Raw genomic sequence first — 26,925 nt, 5'->3', positions numbered from 1 at the left:
CTCATCGCTGCGGATCGCGCAACGGCGTGACGGTACGGAAACCCGGTGGACACACCGGACGCGGCGTAGGTCACAGTTGTCTACTGTCGAACTGGCTGCGTTTGAATCGTGGGCTCAGGCTACGTGGAAAGAAGAAGCGAGATGACCGAAACAGCCGACCACAGGGACTCGTACCCGCCCGCCGCGGACTTCGCGGCCGCGGCGAACGCCGATGCCGCGCTGTACCAGCGAGGTTCGGCCGATCGCGACGCGTTCTGGGCCGAGCAGGCCGATCGTTTGCACTGGCACGAGCGGTGGAACCAGGTGCTGGACTGGTCCGGCGCGCCGGTCGCCAAGTGGTTCGTCGGCGGCAAGCTGAACGTCGCCTACAACTGCGTCGACCGGCACGTGCTCGACGGACACGGCGACCAGGTCGCCATCCACTGGGAGGGCGAGCCCGGCGACTCCCGCGACATCACCTACCGCGAGCTGCTCACCGAGGTGAGCCGGGCCGCGAACTATCTGACCGAACTCGGTCTCGAAGCGGGCGACCGGGTCGCCATCTATATGCCGATGGTGCCCGAGGCCGTCGTCTCGATGCTGGCCTGTGCGCGGCTCGGCCTCACCCACTCGGTGGTGTTCGCCGGGTTCTCCCCCACCGCGCTGCGCCAACGCGTGGACGACGCCGAGGCTCGGTTGATCATCACCACCGACGGGCAGTGGCGGCGCGGTAAGGCCGCGCCGCTGAAGGAAGCCGTGGACGAGGCGCTGTACGCGAACGGCGATGTGCCGCACAGCGTTGAGCACGTGCTGGTGGTGCGTCGCACCGAGCTCGAGGTGCCGTGGACCGACGGCCGCGACCTGTGGTGGCACGAGACGGTGGCGAACGCGTCGCCCGAGCACGAGGCGCAGGCCTTCGACGCCGAGCACCCGCTGTTCATCCTCTACACCTCCGGCACCACCGGAAAACCCAAGGGCATCCTGCACACCAGCGGCGGCTACCTCACCCAGACCGCCTACACCCACCACAACGTCTTCGATCACAAAGCCGGACAAGACGTCTACTGGTGCACCGCCGACATCGGCTGGGTCACCGGCCACAGCTACATCGTCTACGGACCACTGGCCAACCGCGCCACCCAGGTCGTCTACGAGGGCACGCCGAACTTCCCGGACGAGCACCGGCACTGGCAGATCGTCGAAAAGTACGGCGTCAGTATCTATTACACGGCACCGACACTGGTGCGTACCTTCATGAAGTGGGGTCGCGAGATCCCGGCCGCGCACGATCTGTCCAGCATCCGGCTGCTCGGTTCGGTCGGTGAGCCGATCAACCCGGAGGCCTGGCGCTGGTACCGCGACACCATCGGCGCGGGCCGCACCCCGATCGTGGACACCTGGTGGCAGACCGAGACCGGCTCGATCATGATCTCGCCGCTGCCCGGCGTCACCGCCGCCAAGCCCGGCGCGGCCATGGCGCCGCTGCCCGGCATCTCCGCGCTGGTCGTCGACGAAGAGGGAAAGCCGGTGCAGCGCGGGGAAACCGAGGCCAACGGCTACCTGGTGCTCGACCAGCCGTGGCCGTCGATGCTGCGCGGCATCTGGGGCGACATGGAGCGATACCGGGCCACGTACTGGGAGCGCTACGCCGAGCAGGGCTGGTACTTCGCCGGGGACGGCGCCAAGCTCGACGCCGACGGCGACCTGTGGGTGCTCGGCCGGGTCGACGACGTGATGAACGTATCGGGCCACCGGATCTCCACCGCCGAGGTGGAATCGGCACTGGTCGGTCACTCGGGGGTCGCCGAGGCCGCGGTGGTCGGGGCCAGCGACGAGACCACCGGCCAGGGCATCGTCGCGTTCGTCATCCTGACCGCGGAGGCCGAGGACACCGGCAGCGCGCTGGTGGACGAGCTGAAGGCGGAGGTGTCGCGCGAGATCAGCCCGATCGCGCGGCCGCGCGAGATCCACGTGGTGCCCGAGCTGCCGAAGACGCGCAGCGGCAAGATCATGCGCCGGTTGCTGCGCGACGTCGCGGAGGGCCGCGAGCTCGGCGACACCTCGACGCTGGTCGATCCGAACGTCTTCGAGGCGATCCGGGCCAGCAAGGCGTAACCCCCACGGAACCGCGGCACGCATGGTAAGGCCGGTGGCTGTTCTGGTCACCGGCTTCAACCGTTAGGATTGCGTAAGGTGTGCCGGGAAGTCTGGTCGGCATGCGGCCGTGCACCCGCAGCCGATGCGGCGGGATGGCGTGGTCGCAGCCCCGACCGACCCTGCCGAAAGGTTCCCCGTGATCACGCAAGTGCGCTCGGAACTGTCCCGCTATCTCCGCACCGAAACAGTCGGCGGCGCCATCCTGCTGATCGCCGCCGCGGTCGCGTTGCTGTGGGTCAACTCGCCGTGGGGCGCGAGCTACGTGACGATGACCGAGACGGTGCTCGCCATCCCGCCGCTGCACCTGGATCTCACCCTGGCCGACTGGACCAAAGACGGCCTGCTCGCCATTTTCTTCTTCGTCGCGGGCCTGGAACTCAAACGCGAACTCGTGGTCGGCGAGTTGGCCGACCCGAAACGCGCGGCCCTGCCTATCATCGCCGCGGTCGGCGGCGTGGTCACGCCCGCGCTCATCGCCGTGGCGGTCGGGTTCGGGGTGCCCGGGATGGACCGGGGCTGGGCCATCCCGGTCGCCACCGATATCGCGTTCGCGCTGGCCGTGCTCGCCATGACGGGTTCCCGCATCCCGGCGAGCGCGCGGGTCTTCCTGCTCAGTCTGGCGGTGGTCGACGATCTGATGGCCATCATCGTGATCGCCGTGCTGTTCACCACGACGCTGGCGCTGCTGTGGCTGCTGACCGCCGCGGCCTGCTTCGCGCTGTGGGCGCTGGCTCAGCACAAGCGGATCCGCACCCCGTGGCTCTACGTGCCGCTGGCACTGGTCGCCTGGTACGCGCTGCACGAGGCGGGCATCCACCCGACCCTGGCCGGGGTGGTCCTCGGCCTGCTCACCAGGGTGCGCCCCGACCCCGGGGAAGAAGAGGCGCCGGCCACTCGGCTCGAGCATCTGATCCAGCCGATCTCGGCCGGTGTGTGCGTCCCGTTGTTCGCGTTGTTCGCCTCCGGAGTTCCGTTGGACGCCAAAGTGTTCGGCGAACTGTTCAGCGACAGGCTGGCGCTGGCGGTAATTCTCGGGTTACTGCTCGGCAAGACCCTGGGCATCTTCGGGATCAGTTGGCTCGCAATCCGGTTCGGTGTGGCCAAGCGGCCCGCCGGACTCGGGTATCGCGACATGTTCGCCCTGTCGGTGCTCGGCGCGATCGGCTTCACCGTTAGCCTTCTCGTGGCGGAACTCGCGCTGGCCGATGTCGGCGACGGCTCGGCCGCGGAATTGGCGAAGGCCGCTGTGTTGGTCACATCAATGGCGGCGTCGCTTGCCGGTTCGGCGCTACTGTTGCGGCGAGGGCGTGTCCACCAGGCGCGTCGAGACGCGCGTGCGCTACAACGAGAAGACGAGGATGCAGTGCCGGGACAGGGAGAAGGGTCGACCAAGTGAGTTACACAAACGGCGGTAACGGGAACGACGCGCAGCGCGGTCGTACAGTGACCTCCATTCCCTTGTCCGACGCGAATCCCACCGGCAGCGCCAGCTTCGGCAGCCTCGTGCGCGATGCGACCGAGCAGATGTCGACGCTGGTCCGGGCCGAGGTCGCGCTCGCCAAAGCGGAGGTCACCGGGGAGATCAAGAAGGGGCTGCAGGGCAGCGTCTACTTCATCCTCGCGCTGACCGTCCTGCTGTTCAGCACGTTCTTCTTTTTCTTCTTCCTCGGCGAACTGCTCGATGTGTGGCTGGCCCGCTGGGCGGCGTTCCTGATCGTGTTCGCGCTGATGATCGTCGCGACCGCGCTGCTGGCGCTGCTCGGCTATCTGCGGGTGAAGAAGCTGCGCGCGCCGGAGAAGACGATCGACTCGCTCAAGCAGGCCCGCGCGGTGCTGCCGCACGGTCTCGGCGCGGCGGCGCACGAGGACCGTCCGGCGCTGACCCATGACGGCCGTCCCGCCCTGGACAAACCCGCTTCGTAACCGCTCGCTCGCGCGCGGATACCTCGACAACTAGGCTGCCTCGGCGTGTCGTCGCACTCAATTCCGGATCCGTCCAGCGTCCGTTACGACGGCCCGTGGGCGCATCGGGACGTCCATGCCAACGGCATCCGCTTCCACGTGGTCGACGCGGCCCCGGACCGCACCGACGCGCCCTTGGTCGTGCTACTGCACGGATTCGCCGACTTCTGGTGGTCCTGGCGGCACCAGCTCACCGGACTGGCCGCGCACGGCTACCGGGCGGTGGCCGTCGATCTGCGCGGCTACGGCGACAGCGACAAACCGCCCCGCGGATACGACGGCTGGACGCTGGCCGGCGATATCGCGGGACTCATCCGCGCCCTCGGCTATCCCGACGCGACCCTCGTCGGGCACGCCGACGGCGGACTGGTCTGCTGGGCCACCGCGGTACTGCATCCCCGGCTGGTTCGCTCGATCGCGGTGGTGAGTTCACCGCATCCCGCCGCGTTGAAGAGCGCGGTCTTACACAACCGCCACCAGCGCGCGACCTGGCTGCCCAACTTCCTGCGCTACCAGCTGCCACGCTACGGCGAACGGCTGCTGACCACCGGTGACGGCTTCGAGGCCGAACGGCTGCTGCGGCAGCGGGTCAGCGGATCATGGTCGGGCACCACCGAATTCGTCGACACCGCCCGGCGGATGCGCTCGGCCATCCAGATCCCCGGCGCCGCGCACTGTGCGCTGGAGTATCAGCGCTGGGCCTTCCGCAGCCAGTGGCGACCGGACGGCCGCCGGTTCATGGCCACCATGCGCGAACCGATCCGGATCCCGGTGCTGGCCATGCGCGGCGATCTGGATCCGTACGTGCTCGCCAGCACCTTCCGGCGGGGTCAGCACCTGTCCCCCAATCGGCAGCTGACCCCCATCCCGGCCGCCGGACACTATGCGCACCAGGAGAATCCGGAGATGGTGACAGCAGAGCTGGCGAAACTGCTGGCGTAATTTCGGCGACGGCCACTGCGTGTCAGGGGCGGGCAGACGGTGTCCGCGGACGTCCTCGGTCCACGTGCGCCGACGGTCCGCACGCGTCCGGGATCCGCGCGCGTCTGGGACCAACGCGCGTCCGGGGATCCACGCGCGGGCGGGGATCCACGCGCGTCCGGGACCAACGCGCGTCCGGGGATCCGCGCACGTCCACAGTCCGCGCACGTCCGCGGTCGGTGGTGACCACGGGTCCACGCTGCGCCGCGTCACTGCACAGCTGAAAACCACGACTCGCGTCGACCGATCAGCGAGACTCGAGGGCGGCCTCACGAAGACCGCCCTCGAACCACGCCGTCAGCTCAGCACGCAGGCTCCGGTGCCGACCGGGGCGTTCACGCCCGGTGCGGCGTCCAGCTGCGCACGGACCTCGGCCAGCGTCAGCACGTAGCCGGTGTCGTCGTCGGTGACGGCCGCACCGAACACGACGCCGAGCACGTGGCCTTCCGTATCGACCAGCGGCCCACCGGAATTGCCCGCGCGCACCAGCCCGCGCACGGTGTAGACCTGCCGCTCCACCGTGCCGTCGCGGTAGATGTTCGGACCCGTCAGATCCAGCGTCTCGCGCACCCGGGCCGCGCTGGCGGTGTAACGCCCGCCGCCCGGGTAGCCGAGCACGATCGCGCTGTCACCGGACCGCGCGGGCGCCGGCGCCTGGGCGATCGGCGGGGCGGTCAGCCCCGGCACCGCGAGCACCGCGACGTCGGTCGACGGATCGAACAGCACCACGGTGGCGTCCAGCGGCCCGGTCGACGAATCGACCTGAATGCTGGTGGTACCCGCGACCACGTGCGCGTTGGTCATGATCCGCTCCGGGGCGATCACGAAGCCCGAACCCTCCAGCGCCCGCTGGCAACTCGGCGCGACACCGCGGATGCGCAGCACGCTCTGCTGCAACGAGCCCGCGACCGGACTGCCGAGCACGCTCGCGTCCGGCGGCTCGACGGCCGCGATCGGCGCCCGGCCGAACGGGCCGATCACGTCCGGCAGACCGGAGGTGTTGAGCAGCTTGGAGAACTCGTTGGGCAAGCGGCGCAACCAGTTCGGCGCCACCTGGTTGACGTCGGTGAGCACCCGGGAGCCGTTGATCGCCGTGGCGATCGACGGCTGCGACGAGGTGGCCAGCGGCAACGCGAGCAGCCACGCGGTGACCAGCACGGCCACCGCCTGCAGCGCCGCACCCACCACGCTGTCCACACTGCGGGTGAACGGATGCCGCATGCCGCTGCGCGCGGCCCGGCCGAGCACCATGCCCGCGACCTCGCCGATGATCACCAGCAGCACGATGAGCAGCACACCGGTCAGCACGCGGGTGCGGCCCTCGTCGACGTGGACCAGGATGTGCGGCGCGATCAGGATGCCCGCGACCGCGCCGAGCACGACGCCGAGGAAGGCCAGGGCCGAGGCCACCGCGCCCTGCCGCCACCCGGACGAGGCGGCCAGCAGCGCGAGCAGCACGACAGCGATATCGAGCCATGCGGATGAGCTCACCGACGCTCCCTCATAAGGTCATTCCCACTGCAGCCAGTGCCGTCTCCAGATCACGTACGTCGGTGTGGTCCCACTCTTGTTCCCAGCCCGCGGTTTTGCAGATTCCAGCGAGGATGCCCCCGGTCAGCCCCCAGACCAGCATGCCGTCCACCTGGAAGGCGGGACTCTGGTAGCCGAGGCTGCCGCGGACCAGGAAGCGGTTGGCCGGATCGAGCAGCTCGGCCAGGCGCACCCGCACCACTCGCTCGGTCTCACTCGCGTCGACCACCCCGACCACGCTCGGCGTGCGCCAGTAGGCCACGACCGGTGTCACGTCGAATCGGGAGGGCGGCACGAACAGCTTCGGCAGAATCGCCAGCGGCTCGACGCCGGACCGGTCCAGCCCGGTCTCCTCACAGGCTTCGCGCAGCGCGGTGTCGATCGGCCCGGTGTCACCGGGATCGACCGCGCCGCCGGGAAAGGCGACCTGGCCGCGATGCTGGCGCAGGGTGGCGGCACGCTGGGTGAGCAACACCTCCGCGTCCGCGGGTAGCCCGCCGGGCGCGGCGGGGTCGGCTTCGGGCGATCCGCCGAACAGCACGAGCACCGCCGCCTGCCGCGGGGTCGTGGTGACCGTCATGGCGCGGCGCAGCGTGCGCGCCAGCGTGAGGGTGTCCGACGAGTCGGTGTCGGGCTCGGTGGCCCGGCTCAGCCATTTCGGAATGTCCTTGGGCACAGGGATGGTCATGCGGCTACTCCCAGCTCCCGGGCGACGGTGTTCGCGATGTCGTCGACCCCGCTGAACGCGCGCACCTCCACCCGCGCCACCGAACCGTCCGCCCGGACCAGCACCGAAACAGGCAGTACCGCAGGGGCGCCGACGACGGTCCGCACCCGCGTGTCGGCATCGAGTACACCAGGCAGCTTCACGTCGAGTCCAGTCAGCCGGGCGATCGCCTTGGCCTCGTCGGGGTCGCTGTGCACGGTCAGCACGGTAATCGCGTTTCCGGCGCGCCGGGCGAACTGCTGCAAATACGGCAATTCTTGCGCACACGGCCCGCACCAGTAGGCCCAGAGGTTCAGCAGCGCGGGCTTACCCGCGAGCGCGGCGGCCAGCTCCACCGGCGCACCGTCGGCCAGGCAGGTCAGCGTGATGCCCGCGAGCGGACCGGCGCTCTGCGCGCCCGCGGCAGGTCGCGGGCACGGCGCGAGATCCGCGGCGGCGCGTTGCTGTTCGGCAACTCCGGCGCTGCGCGGCGACCGCGCGGCATCCGGCGCAGGATCGGCGTCGCGATCGCCGCGCGGCCACAGCGCGACCGTCAGCGCCAGCACAGCGATCAATCCGGCCAGCGCCCATCGCCAGGCAACCGGGACTCCCCTCACCGGCCGACCAGCTCGAGCAGATGCTCCTTCTCGGGACCTTTGACCAGATCGGCCGCGGTGTCGGGATCGGTGGGACCGGCACCGAAGGACGGGCAGTCCTTGGCGAGCACGCACACACCGCAGGCCGGCTTCCTGGCATGACACACCCGGCGGCCGTGGAAGATCACCCGATGCGAGAGCATCGTCCACTCTTTGCGCTCGATCAGCTCGCCGATGATGTGCTCGACCTTCACCGGGTCTTCCTCGGCGGTCCACTGCCAGCGCCGCACCAGGCGACCGAAATGGGTGTCGACCGTGATGCCCGGCACGCCGAACGCGTTGCCCAGGATGACGTTCGCGGTCTTGCGCCCGATGCCGGGCAACTGCACCAATTCGTCCATGGTGTGAGGCAACTCACCGTGGTGCCGCTCGAGCAGGGCCTGTCCGAGGCCGATCAGCGAGTTCGCCTTGTTGCGGTAGAAACCTGTCGAGCGAACGTATTCCTCCAGCTCCGCGCGGTTCGCCTCGGCGTAGGCGCGGGCATCGGGGTACTTCGCGAAGAGCGCGGGCGTGGTGAGATTCACCCGCACATCGGTGGACTGCGCGGAAAGTATTGTCGCGACCGCCAATTCGAGCGGCGTGCGGAAATCCAGCTCACAGTGCGCGTCCGGAAAAGCCTCGGCCAGCACACGGTTCATCCGGCGCGCGCGACGGACCAGCCCGAGCTGGGTTTCCGCCTGTCGCGCGCGGGTTTTCCGCTTCGGCGCAGCGGCCGCGGTGGCTTGCGCATCGGTCGCCGCGGCGGCAGTCGCACGTCCGTTTCCGGCGGCGTTGGAAGGGGTGACACGCACCCGTCCACCATACGGAACTGTCGGACGGCGTTGCCCGTCCAGTTCGGTTGCCGTGTTCCATCTGAGACCTAGACCGTGTTTACTCCTCCGTATGCAAGGACTCGCTGTGGTGCTCTTCCCAGTGCTGTTGATGCTGTTCGCACTGGGTATGGAGCGGGTCGAGAACCGGCTCCGCAAACTTCTCGAACCCGACGAAGAGGTTCAGCAGTACCTGGACAAGGCAAGCAACGCAGAAGTGAAAGAGCTGACGAGGCTCGGCCTGCCCGCCGCCGTGGCACGGATGCGCAAGCGCCGCGCCCGGGGCGAAGAGCTGGATGTGGCCCGAGCAAGCTGACCCCGAAGTGACCGACGGACCCGGCGGCTAGAGCTGCGGTAACCACGTGGGTGCCCGCGAAAGCCAAGATCAGAAACTGGTACGGTTCCTCGCTGCGCCATGCAATCCACACGTTACGTGGTGTCTGTCACTACGCTGTCATCATGCCGCGTAGACTGCGCTGTTGGCCGAGTCGCTTTCGGTCCAGTACAGAGCCATTTCCCATAAGGAGCACATAAGTGGACGAGGCCCTCGCCAGAGCAGGCATCTTCCAGGGCGTCGAGCCCACTGCGGTGGCCGCCCTCGCCAAGCAATTGCAGCCCGTGGATTTCCCACGTGGTCATGTCATTTTCAACGAAGGTGAACCGGGTGACCGGCTCTACATCATCACCTCGGGCAAGGTGAAGATCGGACGTCGTTCTCCCGACGGCCGGGAGAATTTGCTGACCATCATGGGCCCCTCGGACATGTTCGGTGAGCTGTCGATCTTCGATCCGGGCCCGCGTACCTCCACCGCCACCACGGTGACCGAGGTGCGTGCCGTGACGATGGACCGGGACGCCCTCAAGTCCTGGATCGACCAGCGACCCGAGATCGCCGAGCAGTTGCTCCGCGTCCTCGCCCGGCGCCTGCGTCGTACCAACAACAACCTGGCCGACCTCATCTTCACCGACGTGCCCGGCCGGGTCGCCAAGGCGCTGCTGCAGCTCGCACAGCGGTTCGGCACCCAGGAGGCCGGTGCGCTGCGGGTCACCCACGACCTCACCCAGGAGGAGATCGCCCAGCTGGTCGGCGCCTCCCGCGAAACCGTGAACAAGGCGCTCGCCGACTTCGCGCACCGCGGTTGGCTGCGGCTGGAGGGCAAGAGCGTGCTCATCTCCGACTCCGAGCGCCTGGCCCGCCGCGCGCGCTAGTCCACAGGTGTACCGCCTGCCGGATTCACAGCTCCATGAATCCGGCAGGCCGGTTTTCGATGCGCGTCAGCCTTCGGCGCGCAGGTATTCCAGCTGGGCCTGCACCGAGCTGCGGGCGGCGAGCCACAGCCGCTTGTCGACGTCGGCGTACACCCGGCGCACCACGGCCATCGCGCCCGCGTCGGGGCCGAGTACCCGCAACGCCTCGCGGACCTGTTCGAGTCGTTCCTGCCGGTGCGTGATGTAGTAGCGGGCCACCGGCTCCAGGTCGGGATGGTCCGGCCCGTGCGCCGGCAGCAGCGCCTTGCCCGCGCCGACCTCGACCAAACGGTCGAGCGAGGACAGATAGTCGGCCAGGGTGCCGTCGCTGGAATCCAGCACGGTGGTGCCGCTGCCGAGAATCGTGTCACCGGTCAGCACCGCGTCATCGAGCACGAAACTCACCGAGTCGCCGGTGTGGCCCGGGGTGTCGAGCACGGTGATGCGCAGGCCCGCGGCCTCGATCACCTCACTGTCGACCAGCGGGGCGGTCGAACCGCGCAGAAACTCGGAGTCCTTGGCGCGCACCGGGGTTCCGGTGAGTTTCACCAGCCGATCGATGCCGCCGGTGTGGTCGTGATGCCGATGCGTGATCAGCGTCAGCGCGATCTCGCCCCCGGTGACCTCGGCGATCTTCGCGCCGTGCGCCTTGTCCTGCGGACCGGGATCGACCACCACGCAGTCCGATCGCCCCGGCGCGCGCAGGATCCAGGTGTTGGTGCCCTGCAACGTCATCTGGCCCGGATTGTCCGCGAGCAACACCGCTGCGGTCGGGGTGACCTGCCGTAATTGCCCGTACGCGGGATGTTCAAGTGCCATGCCATCGTCCTCGAGTGCGATCTGCCGTTCCAGAGTGGTCTACCCAAAAGACAACCACGCGCGCGACTTTCACATGCCGCGCGCCCGGCACCTCCCCGCGCGGCCATCGGGTGCCGCACGCCCGGCCGCCCCTCAGCCACAACGGAGCGAGCCTGACGAGCGACCCTTCGCGGCCGCGCGGCCGAATTACCCCACCTCGACGATGATCTCGACCTCGACGGGGGTGTTCTTGGGCAGTTCGGAGACGCCGACGGCGGAGCGCGCGTGCACGCCCGCATCGCCGAAGACCTCGCCGAGGAATTCGGAGGCGCCGTTGATCACGACCGGCTGATCGTTGTATCCCGGTGCGGAGGCGACGAACCCGACCACCTTCACCACGCGCACCACCCGGTCGAGCCCGACCAGTCCGTGCACGGCCGCGAGCGCGTTGAGCGCGCAGAGGCGGGCGGCTTCCTGTGCCTGCTCGGTGCTCACCTCGGCGCCGACCTTGCCGACCGCGGACAGCTCACCGTTGACGAACGGCAGCTGACCCGAGGTGTAGACCAGCGAACCGGTCTGGATCGCCGGGATGTAGGCGGCGACCGGCGGCGCGACGGGCGGCAGGGTCAGGCCGAGCCGGGCGAGATTGCTTTCCCACTGGGTTGCTGTGGTCATCTCCCCGTCTCCTTTACTTCGGACGCTTGAGGTAGGCGACGTGCTGTTCACCGGTCGGCCCCGGCAACACGGTCACCAGCTCCCATCCGTCCGCGCCCCACTGGTCGAGAATCTGCTTGGTCGCGTGCGTCAACAGCGGCACGGTCGCGTACTCCCACAAGCTCGCTTCACTCATGGGAGGAGCGTAGTTGCCGGCTCCCGGAGCGCGCCTGCGGCATCGCGTTCCGCACGCCCGCGCGCGGTGGGCAAAACGTCCCGAAATCCTACTGTCTGGTACAGATACACCGCCTGGACCAGGCACTAGGCGGATCCCTCGGGCGCGATCCCAGAACGGGTTATAGGCTCGCGAACGTGGGAGTACCAACAGCAGTGCCGCTTTCGGCCGAGCCCGAGCTCGAAAAAGGCTGGCCGGAACGTGCCGAGAAGGCTCGCTTGCACTACGTCTCGGGCAAGGGTGGCACGGGCAAGTCGACCGTGGCCGCGGCGCTGGCATTGGCCCTCGCGGCCGGCGGGCGGCGGGTGCTGCTGGTGGAGGTGGAGAGCAGGCAGTCGATCGCCCAGCTGTTCGACCTGCCGCCGCTGCCGCCGACCGAGACCCGGATCGCCACCGCGGACGGCGGCGGCGAGGTGGTCGCGCTCGCGCTCGATATCGAGCACGCCTTCCTCGAATACCTGGACATGTTCTACAACCTCGGCTTCGCGGGCCGGGCGATGCGCCGGATGGGCGCCATCGAGTTCGTCACCACGATCGCGCCCGGCCTGCGCGACGTCATCCTGACGGGCAAGATCAAGGAGACCGCGGTCCGGGTCGGCAAGGACGGCAAGCGGGTCTACGACGAGATCGTGGTCGACGCGCCGCCGACCGGCCGGATCGCCAGCTTCCTCGACGTCACCCAGGCCATGCTCGAGGTGGCCAAGGGCGGGCCGATCGCCTCCCAGGCCGAGGGCGTCTCGAAGCTGCTGCACTCGGATCAGACGATGATCCACTTGGTCACGTTGCTCGAGGCGCTGCCGGTGCAGGAAACCGCCGACGCGATCGCGGAATTGAAGGCGGCGGATCTGCGGATCGGCACGGTCATCGTGAACCGGGCCACCGAGGGTCAGCTGCCGCCCGAACTGCGCGCCGCGGCCGCCCAGGGCGCGGTGGACACCGACGCCGTCCGCGCCGGGCTCGCTGCCGCGGGGATCACCCTGCCGGACAACGACTTCCAGGGTCTGATCACCGAAACAGTCGAGCACGCCGCCACTTTGCAGGCGCAGGACGACAGCGCGGCCGAGCTCGCCAAGGTCGACGTGTCCCGCCTGTACCTGCCCGCGCTGCCGGAGGGCATGGACCTCGGCGGCTTATATGAACTGGCCGAACACTTGAGTACCCAAGGGGTCAAATGACCGCGCCTGCGCCACTGGATATTTCGAGCATCATCGAAGACCGGACGGCGCGCGTCGTGGTCTGCTGCGGCTCGGGCGGGGTCGGCAAGACCACCACCGCCGCGGCGATCGCGTTGCGCGCGGCCGAACGGGGCCGCAAGGTCGTGGTGCTCACCATCGACCCGGCGCGCCGGTTGGCACAGTCGCTCGGAGTCGCCGATCTCGGCAATTCGCCGCAGCGGGTGCCGCTCGGTCCGGAGGCCAAGGGCGAGCTGCACGCGATGATGCTGAACATGCGCCGCACCTTCGACGACATGGTGCTCGAGCACACCAGCCCGGAGAAGGCCGAGCAGATCTTCGCCAATCCCTTCTACCAAACGGTCGCCTCGTCGTTCGGCGGGACGCAGGAGTACATGGCGATGGAGAAGCTCGGCCAGCTGGCCGGGCGCAAGGAGTGGGACCTGATCGTGGTCGACACTCCCCCGTCGCGCAACGCGCTCGACTTCCTGGACGCGCCGAAGCGGCTCGGAAACTTCCTGAACGGCAGGATGATCCGGGTCATCATGGCGCCGGGTCGCGGCGTCACCCGGCTGGTCACCGGCGCGATGAGCCTGGCGGTGCGCGGGGTGTCCACGATCGTCGGCGGCCAGATGCTCAAGGACGCATCGAACTTCCTGCAATCGCTGGACTCGCTGTTCGGCGGCTTCCAGGACCGCGCGGATCGGACCTACGCGATGCTCTCCAAGCCGGGCACCCACTTCCTGGTGGTGGCGGCCGCGGAACCGGACGCGCTGCGCGAGGCGTCGTTCTTCGTGGACCGGCTGTCCACCGAACGGATGCCGCTGGCGGGCCTGGTGCTCAACCGGACGCATCCGGCGCTGAGCACGCTGTCGGCCGGGCGGGCGGCGACCGTGGCGGAGCAACTGGCGGACTCGGACCCGCTGACCGCGGCGGTGCTGCGCATTCACGCCCGTCGCGTGGCCACGGACAAGCGCGAACAGCATCTGCTGCACCGGTTTACGGGGGCGCATCCGCGGGTACCGATCGTCGCGGTCACCGCGTTGCCGTTCGAGGTGTCCGATCTCGAGGCGCTGCGTGCCGTAGGTGATCAACTGACCACCAACCGAGCATCTGCTTGATACATAGACGCATCCGCTATAGGTCCAAACGGAAGCTTTTGCCCCCAAACGGAACTGAGCCCGCTTTCGCAGGCTCAGTTCCGAGGGTTCACGGGGGCTACATTGCCACCTGATGTTGGCGCTGGGCCTGGAAGAAGTCGGCCCAGGAGGTCACTTCCGGGTGCTGCTTGAGCAGCGCGCGCCGCTGCCGCTCGGTCATACCGCCCCACACACCGAACTCCACTCGATTGTCGAGCGCGTCGGCACCACACTGCATCAGCACCGGGCAGTGCCTGCAGATCGTCGCGGCTTTGCGCTGGGCAGCGCCGCGGACGAACAACTGATCGGGATCCACTTCCTTGCATCGGGCCTGGGCTACCCAGGCGATCCTTGCTTCGGCCTGCTCCACGTCCAATCGAGCGATGGGGGTTGTCATGTGCATTTGGTGTGCCCCTTTGCAGTCCGAACACCGGGTCAACGGCGCTCCAGAATCGCGTGTCAGCGTCGCAGCAACCCAAACCCCGCTGCGAACTGCACCACATTCCACTTTGAGTGTTAGCTCTATCACACTGGGTTCTCAATCTAGGTAAAGGTATGGGGCTAGCGCAAGACCGCCCCCGGATTTTTTGGTACGTCCGTCCCTGCAAAATCCCCGGAGCGGCGGCGAGGCCGGGTTATTCGCGGCGCGCCGTCCCGCGACACGCCAGACTCGCTCGCGCGACACGCCCATTACCCGTCATCAATCTCGCTCCGGTAAACGCACGGAAGAGAGCTCGGAGCGCACCCCGTAGTCTGAGGATCGTGCCGATCACACAAACGCTCGCGAGGCTGGCCGGCAGCTGCTTGCTGGCTGCCGTGCTCGTCGCCGGGTTGCTGTTCCCGCTCGCAGGCGGTTTCGGGTTCGTCTCGAACCGGGCCGCCGACGCCGTCGACAACGTGTCCTCGGAATTGGTGGAGGGCACCGTGCCCGCGGTGTCCACCATGGTCGACGCGAGCGGCGCACCGATCGCCTGGCTGTACGAGCAACGCCGCTTCGAAGTGCCCAGCGACAAGATCTCCAACGACATGAAGCTGGCGATCGTCTCCATCGAGGACCGGCGCTTCGCCGAACACGAGGGCGTGGACTGGCAGGGCACGTTGCGCGCGTTCCTGACCAACACCTCGAGCGGCGAGGTGCAGCAGGGCGCCTCGACGCTGGACCAGCAGTACGTCAAGAACTTCCAGCTGCTGGTCGTGGCCAAGACCGACGCCGAACGCCGGGCCGCGATCGAGACGACTCCCGCCCGCAAGATCCGCGAGATCCGGATGGCGCTCACCCTGGACCGCGAGCTCACCAAGGACGAGATCCTGACCAGGTACCTGAACCTGGTGCCGTTCGGCAACTCCTCCTACGGCATCCAGGACGCCGCGCAGACCTACTTCGGCATCGACGCCTCGGAGCTGAACGTCTCGCAGGCGGCGATGCTCGCCGGCATGGTGCAGAGCTCCTCGAAGCTGAACCCCTACACCAACACCGAGGGCGTGCTGGCCCGGCGCAACACCGTGCTCGACACCATGATCCAGAACATCCCCAGCCGGGCCGACGAGTTCCGCGACGCCAAGACCAAGCCGCTCGGCGTGCTGCCCGAGCCGAAGGGTTTGCCGCGCGGCTGCATCGCCGCCCACGACCGCGGTTTCTTCTGCGACTACGCGCTGCAGTACCTCGCCAACGCGGGCATCAGCCGCGAGCAGATCGACAAAGGCGGCTACCTGATCCGGACGACGCTCGATCCTGCGGTGCAGGACTCGGTGAAGCGCTCGGTGACCGACTCGGCGAACCCGAATCTCGACAACATCGCCCAGGTGATGTCCGTCGTCGCGCCGGGCCAGGACTCACATCCGTTGGTCGCGATGGCGAGCAGCCGCACCTACGGCCTGAACCGCGACGCGAACGAAACCGTGCAGCCGCAGCCGTATTCGATGGTCGGCGACGGCGCGGGCTCGATCTTCAAGATCTTCACCACCGCGGCCGCCATGGAGAAGGGCCTGGGCATCAACGCCCAGCTCGACGTGCCCGGCCGCTTCGAGGCCAAGGGCATGGGTAACGGCGGCGCCCGCGGCTGCCCGCCCGCCACCTACTGCGTGGAGAACGCGGGCAAGTACAAGTCGCCGATGTCGGTCACCGAGGCGCTGGCGACCTCACCGAACACCGCGTTCGTCAAGCTGATCCAGGCCGTCGGCGTGACGCCCACCGTCGACATGGCGGTCCGGCTCGGCATGCGCTCCTACACCGAGGCGGGCACCTCCGGCCACGGCAACCAGAGCCTCGCCGACATGATCAAGGAGCAGAACCTCGGCTCCTTCACCCTCGGTCCGGTCGCGATCAACCCGCTGGAGTTGTCCAACGTCGCCGCGACGCTCGCCTCCGGCGGCAAGTGGTGCCCGCCGAACCCGATCAAGGAGGTCGTGGACCGGCAGGGCAGGCAGGTGCCGCTCACCCAGCAGGCCTGCGAGCAGGTCGTCGAACCCGGCCTGGCGAACACCCTGGCCAACGCGATGAGCAAGGACGACATCAGCGGCACCGCCGCCGGCGCCGCCCAGTCCGCGGGGTGGGCCGCGCCGCTGTCCGGCAAGACCGGCACCACCGAAAGCCACCGCTCGTCGGCCTTCCTCGGCTTCACCAACTCGCTGGCCGCCGCCACCTACGTGTACGGCGACAGCCCGACGCCGGGCGAGATCTGCTCGTTCCCGCTGCGCAACTGCGGCGACGGCAACCTGTTCGGTGGTAACGAGCCCGCACGCAGCTGGTTCAACTCGATCAAACCCGTGCTCGGCCAATTCCCGCCGCCCGCGCTGCCGCCGCTGGACGACAAGTACGTGCGCGGCTCGAACAACGCCCAGGTGCCCGACGTGGTGGGCATGACCCAGGGCGCGGCGACCGCCGCGCTCGTCGGCGCCGGGTTCCAGGTGACGCCGGTGACCGGGCCGGGCGCACAGGCCAAGGGCACCGTGATGGGTACCGCGCCGAACGGCTCGGCCATTCCCGGCTCGGTGATCACGCTCTACGTCAGTGACGGCACGCAACGGGCCGCACCGCCACCCGGTCCGCCGCCACCGCCGGGGATCATCCCCGGGTTGCCGCCGCCACCGCTGCTGCCGCCCATCCCGATCCCGATCCCCATCCCCCGCTGACGCACGAAGGGCCGCGAACTCGCCAGTTCGCGGCCCTTCGCGTTGCGCGGCCGTGGCCGCACGCCGATCAGAGGCGTGCTTTGACCGCGGCGGAGATGCGCGAGCCGTCGGCCTTGCCCTCGGCGAGCGCGGTGGCGATCTTCATGACCTGCCCCATCTGGCGCATGCCGGGACGTTCGCCGAGCTGCTCGGCCACCTGAGCGATCGCCGTATCGGCGAGATCGGCGACCTCGGCCTCGGACAGCTGGGTCGGCAGGTATTCGTCGATGATCCTGGCCTCGGCGTGTTCGTTGGCCGCCAACTCGCCACGCCCGTTCTGGGTGTAGATCTCGGCCGACTCGCTGCGCTTCTTCGCCTCTTTCTGCAATACGGCGATCACGTCGGCGTCGGAGAGCTCGCGGGCCTCGGCGCCGGCCACCTCGGCCGTCTGGATCGCGGCGAGCAGCATCCGCAGTGTGGAAAGACGCAGCGTATCCTTGGCTTTCATCGCGGCGGTCATATCCGTCCGCAGTTGCGCTTTGAGTTCCGACATGAGGCTCACGGTAGCCGCTCGCGCACGCAGCGCCCACCACATTTGCCCCGCCGATGGCGAATATCGGCGCTCGCGCGCACGCCGATCGACGGCGCTCGCGCAAGGCCTTGTGCGTAAACACACTCGGCGATCCGCAGCGAGGTCACCTATGCTGGGCAAATGCCCGTGATCTCGACCTCTGCTGTCCGCACGACCGCGTTGGGAGCCGCTGGGGCGGCGGTGGCCGGAATCGGCTACGCCTCGCTGGTCGAACGCAACGCCTTCGTTCTGCGGGAGGCAACCATGCCGGTGCTCGCGCCGGGGTCGTCCTCGCTGCGGGTGCTCCACATCAGCGATCTGCACATGACACCCGGCCAGAAGCACAAGCAGCAGTGGCTGCGCGAACTGGACCGGCTGGAGCCGGATCTGGTCGTCAACACCGGCGACAACCTCTCGCACCAGAAGTCGGTACCCGCGGTAGTCCAGGCCCTCGGCGGATTGCTTTCCCGCCCGGGGCTTTTCGTTTTCGGGAGCAACGACTACTTCGCGCCGGTGCCGAAGAACCCGCTGAAATACTTCAAGAAGGATCACCGGCGCGTCTACGGCGCCCCGCTGCCGTGGAAAGACCTGCGCGCGGCCTTCACCGAGCGCGGCTGGCTGGACCTGACGCACGTGCGCCGCGACCTCGAGGTGGCCGGCATCCGCATCGCCACCGCGGGCGTGGACGACCCGCACCTGCAGCGGGACCGCTACGACACCATCGCCGGCACCCCGAACCCGTTGGCGGACTTGCGCATCGGCCTGACCCACTCGCCCGAGCCGCGGGTGCTGGACCGCTTCGCCGACGACGGCTACGACCTGATCATGGCCGGGCACACGCACGGCGGTCAGTTGTGCCTGCCCGGATACGGCGCGCTGGTCACCAACTGCGGTATCGACCGGTCCCGGGTGAAGGGTCCGTCGAAGTGGGGTGAGCACACCCAGCTGCACGTCTCCGCGGGCGTCGGCACCTCGCCGTGGGCGCCGTACCGCTTCTGCTGCCGCCCCGAGGCGACCCTGTTGACGCTGGTCGCCGCGCCCCCGAAGCGTCCGGCGACGGACTCGGGCCAGGGCGTGTCCGCATCGGAGGCCATCGCCCGCTAAGGTCGCGTGCCGAGACTTGTGTCAGGCAGGGGACAACTGTGAGTGGATTCGACGACCGGCGCAACGACCCGACGGTTCTGGGCCAGCCCGGTGTGCCGTACCCGTACCCGTCCGGCGACGCGCAATTCGACCCGTCCGCACCCCGGGACGCGGATGCCGAACAGCAGGCGCAGGGCCGCCCGTGGAAGCGGGACTCCGGCTTCCATCAAACCTGGCAGCCGCCGGCCGGCTGGGCCGAACGCCAGGCCGAAGCGGGCCAGGGCGCCGATCCCACGCTGCAATGGCAGCCGAATGCCGCTGTGCCCGACCAGCATGCCGGAGCCGACCCGAATCAGGCACGCCCCAACTATCAGTGGCAGCCCGGGCCTAGCGCGCCCGCGCCGACGGTGCAGTGGCAGCCGGGCGGCACCGCCCAGCCCGCGGGATGGCAGTCCCCGGCGCAGGCCGACCCGACGCTGCTGGCACAGCCGGTGCCCGGCGGCGCGCCGGGCGGTGGTGAACCGGCAGGACTGTGGCAGCCCAGCCTGGGGGCCGACCCGAATCAGCATCGCGCGGCCGAAGCCGCGCCGACGCTGCTCGGTTATCCACAGGCCACTCGACTAGGCCAGCCCGACCCCGGGCTGCAATGGCAACCGGCACCAGGCCAGTACGGCGAGGTGCCGCCGATCGAGCAGTATCAAGCCCCCGCGTACGGCACGCCGCAATACGGACAGCCGGGCGGCTACGGGCCGCAGAGCGGGTTCGGCGGGCCGCCGCAGCCGCCCGGCCACGGCATGGGCGGACCACAGCCGGGTGGCCGCGGCAAAGCGGCGCTGCTGATCGGGCTCGTGGTGCTCTTGGTTGTGGCGGGTGCGGTGACAGCGGTCACGCTGGCCGGGCGCGGCTCGGACGACTCTGCGGCGCAAGAGAACTCGCCGTCGATGGTGAGCGCGCTCACGCCCAGCGCCAGCACCGAGCCGGCGCCGACCAAGACCACCTCCGCGGCGCCGACGACCAACCCCAACGGCCGCAACGAAACCCCCGTGATCCCCGGCTACCAGGTCGTCGTCGCGCCCGACCGGGGCGCCGCGTACGACGTGCCCACCGGCTGGACGATCGCGCCGGAGACCGCCATCGGCGGGTTCGGCGAACCACCGAACGCGGTCGCGGGCAAGGGATATGCCAGCGACGGCAAGGGCTACTGCCCCGGCTCCACCCGCACCGTGTCCTTCCTCACCGGTTCGCAGAGCCCCGATTCCGCAACGGCGGCAACCGATCTCGGCACCCGGACGGCCAAGCTCGCCTACACCGCCTCGACCAACGGCACGCCGAGCACGCCGGTGCCGCTCGAATCGCTGGACGGCACCCAGCACGGCATGTTCGTGGAGACCAAGGGCACCGTCACCCAGGCCAAGCCCGGCTGCGCGACGGCCTACTCCGTCTTCACCGTGGCCTACCCCACCGACAGCGGCAACTTCGTCATGGTGATCGCCGCCGACACCGGCGTGCCGAACGCCCTCGACGCCGACACCGCCAAGCGCATCTTCACCAGCATCCGCGCGCACGAGGGCTAGACCGCGTCGCGATACCCCCGCTGAACAGGCGGTTTAACGTCCAGGCCGTCCCTGTTGTAAGCTACTGCAGGTTCGATTCACGGGGTGTGGCGCAGCTTGGTAGCGCGCTTCGTTCGGGACGAAGAGGTCGCAGGTTCAAATCCTGTCACCCCGACTCGTGGTTGAGACGAACAGTTCGCCCCCTGCCCAACGGCCGGGGGCGGACTTGTTTCCGGGACTGGTTTGCGCGGGGCAGCCGGCAGCCGTTGTGTCCTACGATTGCAGCGACTACCACACTGAAGGACGGTCACCGTGTCGGAACTCTTCGACTGGTCTACTCCGAAGACGTACGTCTTTCCTGTCGACATGGACGACTACCTGTCCATGCCCGAGGACATCGCGCGCAACGTCGAGGTGCAAGACGGGATGGTCGTTTTCTGCGAATCCGCCACGCCCAACCACAACGCGGTCGCGCGCAACATCGAACGCGCGCTACTCGATGCCTACGCAAAACGTTCCGACTCGGAGCCGTGCCTGCGTATCAATCGTGATGTCGACATGCTCGTCTCAGAAGTACCGCTGCACTACAAACGACCGGATGTCATCGTTTACCGCTGTATCGAAGAACCCCGTGGGCGCTGGAAGTTGAAGCCGACCATCGCGGAAACCATGCTGGTGGTCGAAGTAGTCTCACCGAGCACTGTCACTGCGGACATGATCGACAAACGGGCCGAGTACGCGCGATTCGGCATCGAAAACTACTGGATCGTGCGCATGGCCCGCGACGACGGTCCCGCGATCTCGGTCGAGATGCTCTACTTGAATTCGGACGGAAAGTACGTCGCCGACCGGCACCGGACTCGCACAGATCAGTTTGCCGTAGCGATCGAGTCATTGAGCCCCTTAGAGGTCCGAATCATGTGGGACGAACTCGACCTCGGCGTCGACTGACCTCAACCGCGAATTCCAGCCCTAGCGCTAGGCCGTCAGGCGCACTCGGCGGCGGCTATTTCTTGGGCGATGCCGTTGAGGATGATTTCCAGGGTGACGGTGAAGTCCGGGTCTTCGGTGGGGTCGGCGGGGGTGGCGGGTGGGGGGTCGAAGACGGTGGAGCTGAAGAGTTTCGCGGCTTCCGGGTAGCGGGACGGGTCGACCAGGGCGGCGAGGGAGCGGGTGTAGGCCTGGTTGACCTGAGCTTCGTCGAGACCGGTGTCCGCGCGTCCTTCGGCCAACTGCTGGGTGAGCAGGCTCGCTTGGCGGACGTGACCGCTGACCAGCATCATGACGGCGACCTTGGTGGCCCAGTCGAGCGGCGTGCCGGCCAGCACGCGCAGGTGCGCGTCCATCCAGCCGACGGTGTTCGGGCCACGCGGCGGGCCCGAGATCGGCAGTTGCGGCAGCCACGGATGCCGCAGATGGGTGGCCCGCATCGCGTGCGCCCAGCGCCGCAGCTCCGCGCGCCAATCGGCGGGCGCGAGCGGGAATTCGGGTGGCGGGCCGGCCGCGTGATCGGCCATCAGCTCGAAGAGTTCGTCCTTGGACCCGACGTGCCGGTACAGCGCCATCTTCGTGAAACCAAGGGCGGCAGCGACTTTCATCAGCGTGACGCCCGCGAGCCCATCACGGTCGGCCAGTTCGACGGACTTGCGCACCACGAGGTCGACGTCGAGCTCGGCGGGCCGTCCCAGCCGCTGCGGTGGCGAGGCGAGCCGCCACAACCTGCTCAGTTCCGCGGGCATTGCCTCGTCGGGCACTGCGGGCACCTTCCTCGAGTTCGGCACAAAGGACCGGTTGCATACTAGCCGCATAGATAGTATCTATTGGATAGTATCCACTAGATATTTAAGATTCGCGGTCAATCGAGGAAGCTGGCAGCCCATGACCGATCAACTGGTCACCCCGCGCACCCGTGTCTACGACGTAGACGCGCTACGCGGCTTCGCCCTGCTGGGCATTTTCATCGTCAACATCACGTTCATGTCGTCCGGCTACCCGGGGAACCTGGTGACCGATCCGGCGTTCGCCGGTCCGGTCGACGAGGTGGTCCGCGGACTGTCCACGGTCTTCGTCGACATGAAGTTCTATCTGCTGTTCTCGTTCCTGTTCGGCTACAGCTTCACCCTGCAGCTGACCGCGGCGGCCGACGCCGGCGCGGCATTCGGACCGCGCATGCTGCGGCGCATCGCCGGGTTGTTCCTCATCGGTGTCGCGCACATCGTGTTCCTGTACGGCGGCGATGTGCTCACCACCTACGCGCTCGCCTGCCTCGCGCTTTTCCTGCTGCGAAGGGTCACCGACCGGACCGCGCTGCGCATCGCCGGCGTGCTCTACGGCCTGGTGCTGTCAAGCCTGCTGATCAGCGGGTTGTTCCTGGATACCGCCGCTTGGCTGCCTGCGCCGGAACAGGCGCGAGCCAACGCCGAGCAAACAACCGCGGCCATGCTCGGTGGCTGGGGCGAGATCATCGGCACCCACCTCGACGGACTCCCGCTGCTGATCCTGCAGGCCATCACCCTGCAGGGGCCGACCGCGCTGGCGATGTTCCTGCTCGGCCTGGTCGCGGGTCGCCGCAAGCTGCTGGCGCGGGTGCGGGGTGACGAACCGGTGCTGCGCCGCATCCAGTGGATCGGCTTCTCGATCGGCTTGGCGGGCAGCGTGCTCTACACCCTCGGCGGCGGGACCGGCACCACGCTCGCGGTGGCGGTCAGCGTCGCCACCGCGCCCCTGCTGTCGGCCGCGTACGTCGCGACGCTGCTGCGGCTGATGCACAGCCCCCGCACCGCGTGGATCCGCACCGCGCTGGCCCCGGCCGGACGGATCGCGCTGACCAACTATCTCGGTCAATCCGCGATCGGCCTGCTCCTGTTCACCGGCGTCGGTCTCGGCTGGGCGGGCCGCCTGTCGCCCGCCGCGACCATGGCGGTGGCGGTGCTCGTCTTCGGGCTCCAGCTGGTGGTCAGCGCGGTGTGGTTGCGCCGCTACCGATACGGCCCCGCGGAGTGGATCCTGCGCTGGCTCACCAATGCCCGCCGCCCCGCCTGGCGCAGCACGCCGGGGTGACACCCCTCACCATCGCGCTGATCGGCGCGGTTCGGCCGGGAGGGTGGCTCACCTTGGGGCAGAATCGGTTTCGCCCCCTCCGAAAGGCCGAATCATGCGCGCACCCGCCGAGGACGTCACCGGAACGCTGGCCGGGAAGACCGTGCTGATCACCGGTGGCGACACCGGCGTCGGCAAGAAGATCGCCGTCTCGCTCGCCGCGCAGGGCGCACAGGTGGTGATCCAGCATCCGCACGCACCGGAATCGGCGGCCGATGTGGTCAAGGAGATCACCGGCTCCGGCGGTTCGGCGCTGGCGCTCGCGGCCGATATCGGCGATCGCCTCGAATACGAGGAACTGGTGCAGGCCCTGCTCGAAGAGTGCGGGCACTGGGATGTGCTGGTGACCACCACGGCTGCCGCGCTCAGCACTTCCCTGGCCGAGCTCACCGCGGACGAATTCGACAGCGCCTTCGCGACCCCGGCGCGAGGCGTGCTGCACGGCCTGCAACTCGCCTCGGCGCATCTGGCCGACGGCGGACGGGTCATCACCGTCGCGAACGCCGCCCCGCCGGGCAATACCGTCGACGAGGCCGCCACGGGGGCAATCGCGGAGTTCACCCGCGCACTGGCCGCGGACTTCACACCGCGGCGCATCGCCGTCAACGCGGTGAGTGCGGCGACCGGCAACCTCGACCCGAACGCGACCACCGCAGCGCGCCTGCTCGGTCCCGTGAGCGAAACAACCGAAATCTCGGAAGTGGTCGCGTTTCTGGCGAGCGACGCCGCCGAAGCGGTCACTGCGCAGCATATTCGGGTCGCCGAGGGTGGCCCGGGAACCGGAAAGACTGCCTGAGGCGCATATCGGCGAATATCGAGCAACGAGATATCCCGCCGAATTACCACCGGGCCGCCCTGGTCATCCCGGGGCCGCCCCGACGGAATAACGCAATGGCGCATAAACTACCTCGATCCGGACAGCGTGTGCCGTGCGCCCGCCGAACATGCGAGCAAACGCCTACGCTGTTGATTTATGACCCGCGTTACCGCGCAAGGGAACACAGTGGACATCGCGACAGCGTCATCGACGCCCGTGTACCGGTTGGCCGCACTCTCCGATCTCGCCCGTGTCGCGGCGGTCGAGCAGGAACGGTTCGGCGCCGACGCCTACCCTTACTTCGTGTTGCGCCAGCTCTTCGACCTGCACGGCTGCGACTGGCTGGTCGCGGAGGTGGACGACGTCGTCTGCGGGCACCTGCTGGTCGCCCTCACCCCCGATCGGCGCGCCTGGTTGCTCAGCTTCGCCGTCACCGAGAGCAAGTGCGGCAGGGGCTACGGGTCAACCCTTTTGGCGCAGGCGATCGAGCTGTGCAGCCGACACTCGGTGCGCAGCATCCTGATAACCGTCCGGCCAACCAACCAGTCGGCCTATAACCTATACAAGCGAATGGGTTTCACCTGGACCGCTTATGAGGAGCACTACTTCGGCATCGGCGAGCCTCGCGACATACTCGAGTACAAACTCTGACCGGAATACGATTCTCGAACATCAAGCGCGCGAGCCACGTTCATAATGCGCATGCCATTGCGCCACGGAAAGCCGATCGCGCACTTGCCCGATCGACGCGGTCCATTGCCGGGAGAATCCCGGATCCGATTGCAGACCCTTCCACAGGCCGCGTAACTCGGCGGGACTATGTGCCCCGGGCATCCACAGGCTCGCCAGATGTTGCAGCACGGCTGCCGCGATCTCACCTCGCTGCGGCGCCGCCGCGGGGAATCGGTCCGCCTGCTCCAGCGCCCCGCCGACTGCGGTCAAGAGCCAGTCGTGCACCGCCAGATCCGCGCAGAGGCCCGGTACCGATTCGAGTTCGGCCGCATGGCGGACCACTAACCAGGCGGAACGCACGGATCCATCGTCCAATCGCACGCCCAGTGCCGGTCCCGTCGAACCGCCGATGCGCGCCGTCCAACGCAGCCGTGTGGTTCCTGTGCTCAGGGGTACCAACTGGTCGAGGCATGGATCGGCGCGCAGCCGCAGGAGCAGGCGGTCGCCGATCGAGGCCAGGTCGAGTGTTTCCGCCGTAGCCGGGCCGTCCAGATAACCGGCGGTCAGCGCGTCGATGAGCGGTTCGCGCGCACCGCTCGCGCCGAACAACTCGGTCGTGCCGATCTGGCTCGTATAGTGCGACCACGTCTGGCGACGTCGCGCAGGCGCACGAACCACCCTGGTGCACACCGAACTCTGCAGCAGGCGTCCGCCCACCACGATCACCCGGCCGGCGACCGTGCCGACCAACCCGGCGGCCGACGCGGCGCCGTCGAGAACCAGTGCACAGTCGACACCGACCGGCGGAGCGTCCGAAACGGCAAGCGTCCCAGGACGTTCACGCCACCGGACCGGCCTGCCGGGTATCAGCTCCAGCAGTTCCTGGATCGCCGGACGCGACAGCACGGCGGACGACGGGGCCAGGCAGGTCTGTATCTCACCGAGGACCAGCAGCGCAGTCATTCACGTTCCGTCCCACAGCAAATGGGAAACGCGGTCGGAGATCTTGCGCGACACCGTGACCGGCACCTCCTCCGCGGCTCCGCGGGCGACGAGCTGATCGATCACGGCACGATCCACGTCCAGGTGATCCAGGATCAGCTGCATCGAATGAACCAGAGCGGCGCGATGTTTGGGCACGATCGACATCGACCGGTAGGCCGCGAACGGAGCTGCGTCGGGTGCGAGTTGCATTACTGCCGGTAGTTCTTGCCACCGGCTAGGCCACGGTGTTTCGGGCGAGAACAGCTGCGGCCGCACGACCGCCGCACCGTGGTAGCGCAGCGCGCCGAGCCGCAGCAACTGCCAGACCGCGGTGAGCAGCGGCGCCGACCATCGGCGGTGAATTTCGTTGCGCCCGTTGACGGACTCGGTGCGCTCACTCCACAGCTGCACATCCAGGAAGATCGAATGCTCGCTTCGGCCGAACTCCTCCGCGGGGCGGAACGGCAGCATCCACATGTGCTGCGGTTGTTCCCCGTCCGACGGGCGGCGGCCGTTGCACAACCAGCCGGACTCCGCGGTCGGCGGCCGACGCCCGGTCGACGACGAAACATCCGGCTCGGCAACGATACTGGCGGCGACCAGCTCAGCGAGGCTGATCGGCGCACCTGATGACCCGCCGTCGTCGTCGCGTGGAATCGCCGCCGCGCAGCCCGCTCGGCGGGCCAGATAGTCGATCCGCACACCGGTTTCGTCCGCCGCGGTGAGTAACTTGCCGAGGATGTCCCGCGGGTCGGCATTCGGCGCGGTGTAGTCGTCGAGGACATAGCAGGTACTCACCCGCGCCCGGGAGCCGAATTCCGCGCGGGCGACGGCGATGAACGCCTCGGCCAACGGCGCGATCCAGCGAAACCGGCGCAGCACCTGATCCATGTCGTGCGCGATCTGCGGCACCGAGAAGTGGCCGACCTCGAGCGACAGATGCGACAGCGGCACCTGCTCGATCCGGGCCTGTTCCCCGTGCTCGCTGTAGCCCATCACGACGCAGCAC

General features: G+C 68.4%; 27 protein-coding genes and 1 tRNA gene. 16 read left to right on the top strand and 12 right to left on the bottom strand.

Annotation, left to right across the window (positions count from 1 at the left end; translation table 11 throughout):
* The first annotated feature begins 141 nt into the window (after positions 1–141).
* The 4 genes from acs (at position 142) to O3I_RS01855 (ending at position 5,040) form a co-directional block, all read left to right on the top strand.
* Positions 142–2,094 carry an acetate--CoA ligase gene (acs, locus tag O3I_RS01870; protein ID WP_014981192.1) on the top strand — a complete coding sequence of 651 codons (1,953 nt, stop codon included), beginning with the start codon at positions 142–144 and terminating at the stop codon, positions 2,092–2,094.
* 181 nt (positions 2,095–2,275) lie between these two features.
* Complete coding sequence (gene nhaA, locus O3I_RS01865; RefSeq protein ID WP_171904447.1) at positions 2,276–3,532, top strand: Na+/H+ antiporter NhaA; 1,257 nt, start codon at positions 2,276–2,278, stop codon at positions 3,530–3,532.
* Complete coding sequence (locus O3I_RS01860) at positions 3,529–4,059, top strand: phage holin family protein (protein WP_014981190.1); 531 nt, start codon at positions 3,529–3,531, stop codon at positions 4,057–4,059. The genes nhaA and O3I_RS01860 overlap by 4 nt, the downstream gene beginning before the upstream one ends.
* 45 nt (positions 4,060–4,104) lie before the next feature.
* The gene (locus tag O3I_RS01855) at positions 4,105–5,040 is read left to right on the top strand and encodes an alpha/beta fold hydrolase (protein WP_014981189.1); all 936 of its coding nucleotides are present in this window, start codon (positions 4,105–4,107) and stop codon (positions 5,038–5,040) included.
* A gap of 336 nt (positions 5,041–5,376) precedes the next feature.
* On the opposite strand, the gene O3I_RS01845 is transcribed toward O3I_RS01855, so the two are convergent.
* Genes O3I_RS01845 through nth form a run of 4 tightly spaced genes read right to left on the bottom strand, consistent with a single transcriptional unit; the run spans position 5,377 to position 8,630 of the window.
* Positions 5,377–6,570, bottom strand: coding sequence for a MarP family serine protease (locus O3I_RS01845; RefSeq protein ID WP_041562352.1), 1,194 nt, complete (start codon positions 6,568–6,570; stop codon positions 5,377–5,379).
* A gap of 10 nt (positions 6,571–6,580) precedes the next feature.
* Positions 6,581–7,297, bottom strand: coding sequence for an NUDIX hydrolase (locus tag O3I_RS01840; protein ID WP_014981187.1), 717 nt, complete (start codon positions 7,295–7,297; stop codon positions 6,581–6,583).
* A complete protein-coding gene (locus tag O3I_RS01835) occupies positions 7,294–7,932 on the bottom strand; it encodes a TlpA disulfide reductase family protein (protein ID WP_141691666.1) in 639 nt (212 codons plus the stop codon). The genes O3I_RS01840 and O3I_RS01835 overlap by 4 nt, the downstream gene beginning before the upstream one ends.
* Positions 7,929–8,630, bottom strand: coding sequence for an endonuclease III (gene nth, locus O3I_RS01830; RefSeq protein WP_051066873.1), 702 nt, complete (start codon positions 8,628–8,630; stop codon positions 7,929–7,931). The genes O3I_RS01835 and nth overlap by 4 nt, the downstream gene beginning before the upstream one ends.
* Before the next feature lie 238 nt (positions 8,631–8,868).
* On the opposite strand from nth, the gene O3I_RS01825 reads away from it, so the two are divergent.
* Both O3I_RS01825 and O3I_RS01820 read left to right on the top strand, forming a co-directional pair.
* The gene (locus O3I_RS01825; protein WP_014981184.1) at positions 8,869–9,096 is read left to right on the top strand and encodes a hypothetical protein; all 228 of its coding nucleotides are present in this window, start codon (positions 8,869–8,871) and stop codon (positions 9,094–9,096) included.
* A gap of 218 nt (positions 9,097–9,314) precedes the next feature.
* The gene (locus tag O3I_RS01820) at positions 9,315–9,989 is read left to right on the top strand and encodes a Crp/Fnr family transcriptional regulator (protein WP_011206875.1); all 675 of its coding nucleotides are present in this window, start codon (positions 9,315–9,317) and stop codon (positions 9,987–9,989) included.
* A 66-nt stretch (positions 9,990–10,055) separates the two neighbouring features.
* On the opposite strand, the gene O3I_RS01815 is transcribed toward O3I_RS01820, so the two are convergent.
* From O3I_RS01815 to O3I_RS44405, 3 genes are all read right to left on the bottom strand, one after another.
* Positions 10,056–10,847 carry an MBL fold metallo-hydrolase gene (locus O3I_RS01815; protein WP_014981183.1) on the bottom strand — a complete coding sequence of 264 codons (792 nt, stop codon included), beginning with the start codon at positions 10,845–10,847 and terminating at the stop codon, positions 10,056–10,058.
* Positions 10,848–11,033: 186 nt separating this feature from the next.
* Complete coding sequence (locus tag O3I_RS01810) at positions 11,034–11,501, bottom strand: RidA family protein (RefSeq protein WP_014981182.1); 468 nt, start codon at positions 11,499–11,501, stop codon at positions 11,034–11,036.
* Positions 11,502–11,514: 13 nt separating this feature from the next.
* Positions 11,515–11,676: a DUF4177 domain-containing protein gene (locus O3I_RS44405; RefSeq protein WP_014981181.1), complete on the bottom strand. Its 162-nt coding sequence runs from the start codon at positions 11,674–11,676 to the stop codon at positions 11,515–11,517.
* Positions 11,677–11,870: 194 nt separating this feature from the next.
* Between O3I_RS44405 and O3I_RS01805 the strand changes: the two genes are divergently transcribed.
* Both O3I_RS01805 and O3I_RS01800 read left to right on the top strand, forming a co-directional pair.
* Positions 11,871–12,890 carry an ArsA-related P-loop ATPase gene (locus O3I_RS01805; RefSeq protein WP_014981180.1) on the top strand — a complete coding sequence of 340 codons (1,020 nt, stop codon included), beginning with the start codon at positions 11,871–11,873 and terminating at the stop codon, positions 12,888–12,890.
* Positions 12,887–14,008: an ArsA family ATPase gene (locus O3I_RS01800; RefSeq protein ID WP_014981179.1), complete on the top strand. Its 1,122-nt coding sequence runs from the start codon at positions 12,887–12,889 to the stop codon at positions 14,006–14,008. The genes O3I_RS01805 and O3I_RS01800 overlap by 4 nt, the downstream gene beginning before the upstream one ends.
* A gap of 97 nt (positions 14,009–14,105) precedes the next feature.
* Here the strand turns inward: O3I_RS01800 and O3I_RS01795 are convergent, their stop codons facing one another.
* Positions 14,106–14,429: a WhiB family transcriptional regulator gene (locus O3I_RS01795; RefSeq protein WP_014981178.1), complete on the bottom strand. Its 324-nt coding sequence runs from the start codon at positions 14,427–14,429 to the stop codon at positions 14,106–14,108.
* A gap of 359 nt (positions 14,430–14,788) precedes the next feature.
* Here O3I_RS01795 and O3I_RS01790 point away from each other — a divergent pair, with 359 nt between their 5' ends.
* Entirely contained in the window at positions 14,789–17,158 is a 2,370-nt protein-coding gene (locus O3I_RS01790; protein ID WP_014981177.1) for a penicillin-binding protein, read from the top strand.
* 67 nt (positions 17,159–17,225) lie between these two features.
* Here the strand turns inward: O3I_RS01790 and O3I_RS01785 are convergent, their stop codons facing one another.
* Positions 17,226–17,690 (bottom strand): GatB/YqeY domain-containing protein, encoded by a 465-nt coding sequence (locus tag O3I_RS01785; protein WP_014981176.1) that lies wholly within the window; start codon positions 17,688–17,690, stop codon positions 17,226–17,228.
* Between the two features lie 159 nt (positions 17,691–17,849).
* On the opposite strand from O3I_RS01785, the gene O3I_RS01780 reads away from it, so the two are divergent.
* The 4 genes from O3I_RS01780 (at position 17,850) to O3I_RS42315 (ending at position 21,295) form a co-directional block, all read left to right on the top strand.
* A complete protein-coding gene (locus O3I_RS01780) occupies positions 17,850–18,812 on the top strand; it encodes a metallophosphoesterase (RefSeq protein WP_014981175.1) in 963 nt (320 codons plus the stop codon).
* A 38-nt stretch (positions 18,813–18,850) separates the two neighbouring features.
* A complete protein-coding gene (locus O3I_RS01775) occupies positions 18,851–20,365 on the top strand; it encodes a hypothetical protein (RefSeq protein WP_014981174.1) in 1,515 nt (504 codons plus the stop codon).
* Positions 20,366–20,445: 80 nt separating this feature from the next.
* Positions 20,446–20,519: transfer RNA gene (locus O3I_RS01770), tRNA-Pro, on the top strand.
* 191 nt (positions 20,520–20,710) lie between these two features.
* Positions 20,711–21,295 (top strand): Uma2 family endonuclease, encoded by a 585-nt coding sequence (locus O3I_RS42315; protein ID WP_014981173.1) that lies wholly within the window; start codon positions 20,711–20,713, stop codon positions 21,293–21,295.
* Between the two features lie 35 nt (positions 21,296–21,330).
* Here O3I_RS42315 and O3I_RS01760 read toward each other — a convergent pair whose 3' ends face one another.
* Entirely contained in the window at positions 21,331–22,098 is a 768-nt protein-coding gene (locus tag O3I_RS01760; protein WP_014981172.1) for a TetR/AcrR family transcriptional regulator, read from the bottom strand.
* Positions 22,099–22,222: 124 nt separating this feature from the next.
* Between O3I_RS01760 and O3I_RS01755 the strand changes: the two genes are divergently transcribed.
* From O3I_RS01755 to O3I_RS01745, 3 genes are all read left to right on the top strand, one after another.
* Positions 22,223–23,404 (top strand): DUF418 domain-containing protein, encoded by a 1,182-nt coding sequence (locus tag O3I_RS01755; protein ID WP_014981171.1) that lies wholly within the window; start codon positions 22,223–22,225, stop codon positions 23,402–23,404.
* Positions 23,405–23,498: 94 nt separating this feature from the next.
* On the top strand, positions 23,499–24,239 hold the full coding sequence (locus O3I_RS01750) for an SDR family oxidoreductase (protein WP_014981170.1): 741 nt from the start codon (positions 23,499–23,501) through the stop codon (positions 24,237–24,239).
* Positions 24,240–24,476: 237 nt separating this feature from the next.
* On the top strand, positions 24,477–24,911 hold the full coding sequence (locus tag O3I_RS01745) for a GNAT family N-acetyltransferase (protein WP_029904084.1): 435 nt from the start codon (positions 24,477–24,479) through the stop codon (positions 24,909–24,911).
* Positions 24,912–24,932: 21 nt separating this feature from the next.
* Here the strand turns inward: O3I_RS01745 and O3I_RS01740 are convergent, their stop codons facing one another.
* The gene (locus tag O3I_RS01740) at positions 24,933–25,895 is read right to left on the bottom strand and encodes an SCO2521 family protein (RefSeq protein WP_014981168.1); all 963 of its coding nucleotides are present in this window, start codon (positions 25,893–25,895) and stop codon (positions 24,933–24,935) included.
* On the bottom strand, positions 25,896–26,912 hold the full coding sequence (locus O3I_RS01735) for an SCO2522 family protein (RefSeq protein ID WP_014981167.1): 1,017 nt from the start codon (positions 26,910–26,912) through the stop codon (positions 25,896–25,898).
* Positions 26,913–26,925: the final 13 nt, after the last annotated feature.

Source organism: Nocardia brasiliensis ATCC 700358 (assembly GCF_000250675.2).
Lineage (GTDB): Bacteria > Actinomycetota > Actinomycetes > Mycobacteriales > Mycobacteriaceae > Nocardia > Nocardia brasiliensis_B.
The sequence above is the reverse complement of the archived record's forward strand: the minus strand, read 5'-3'. Positions and strand labels throughout refer to the sequence as shown.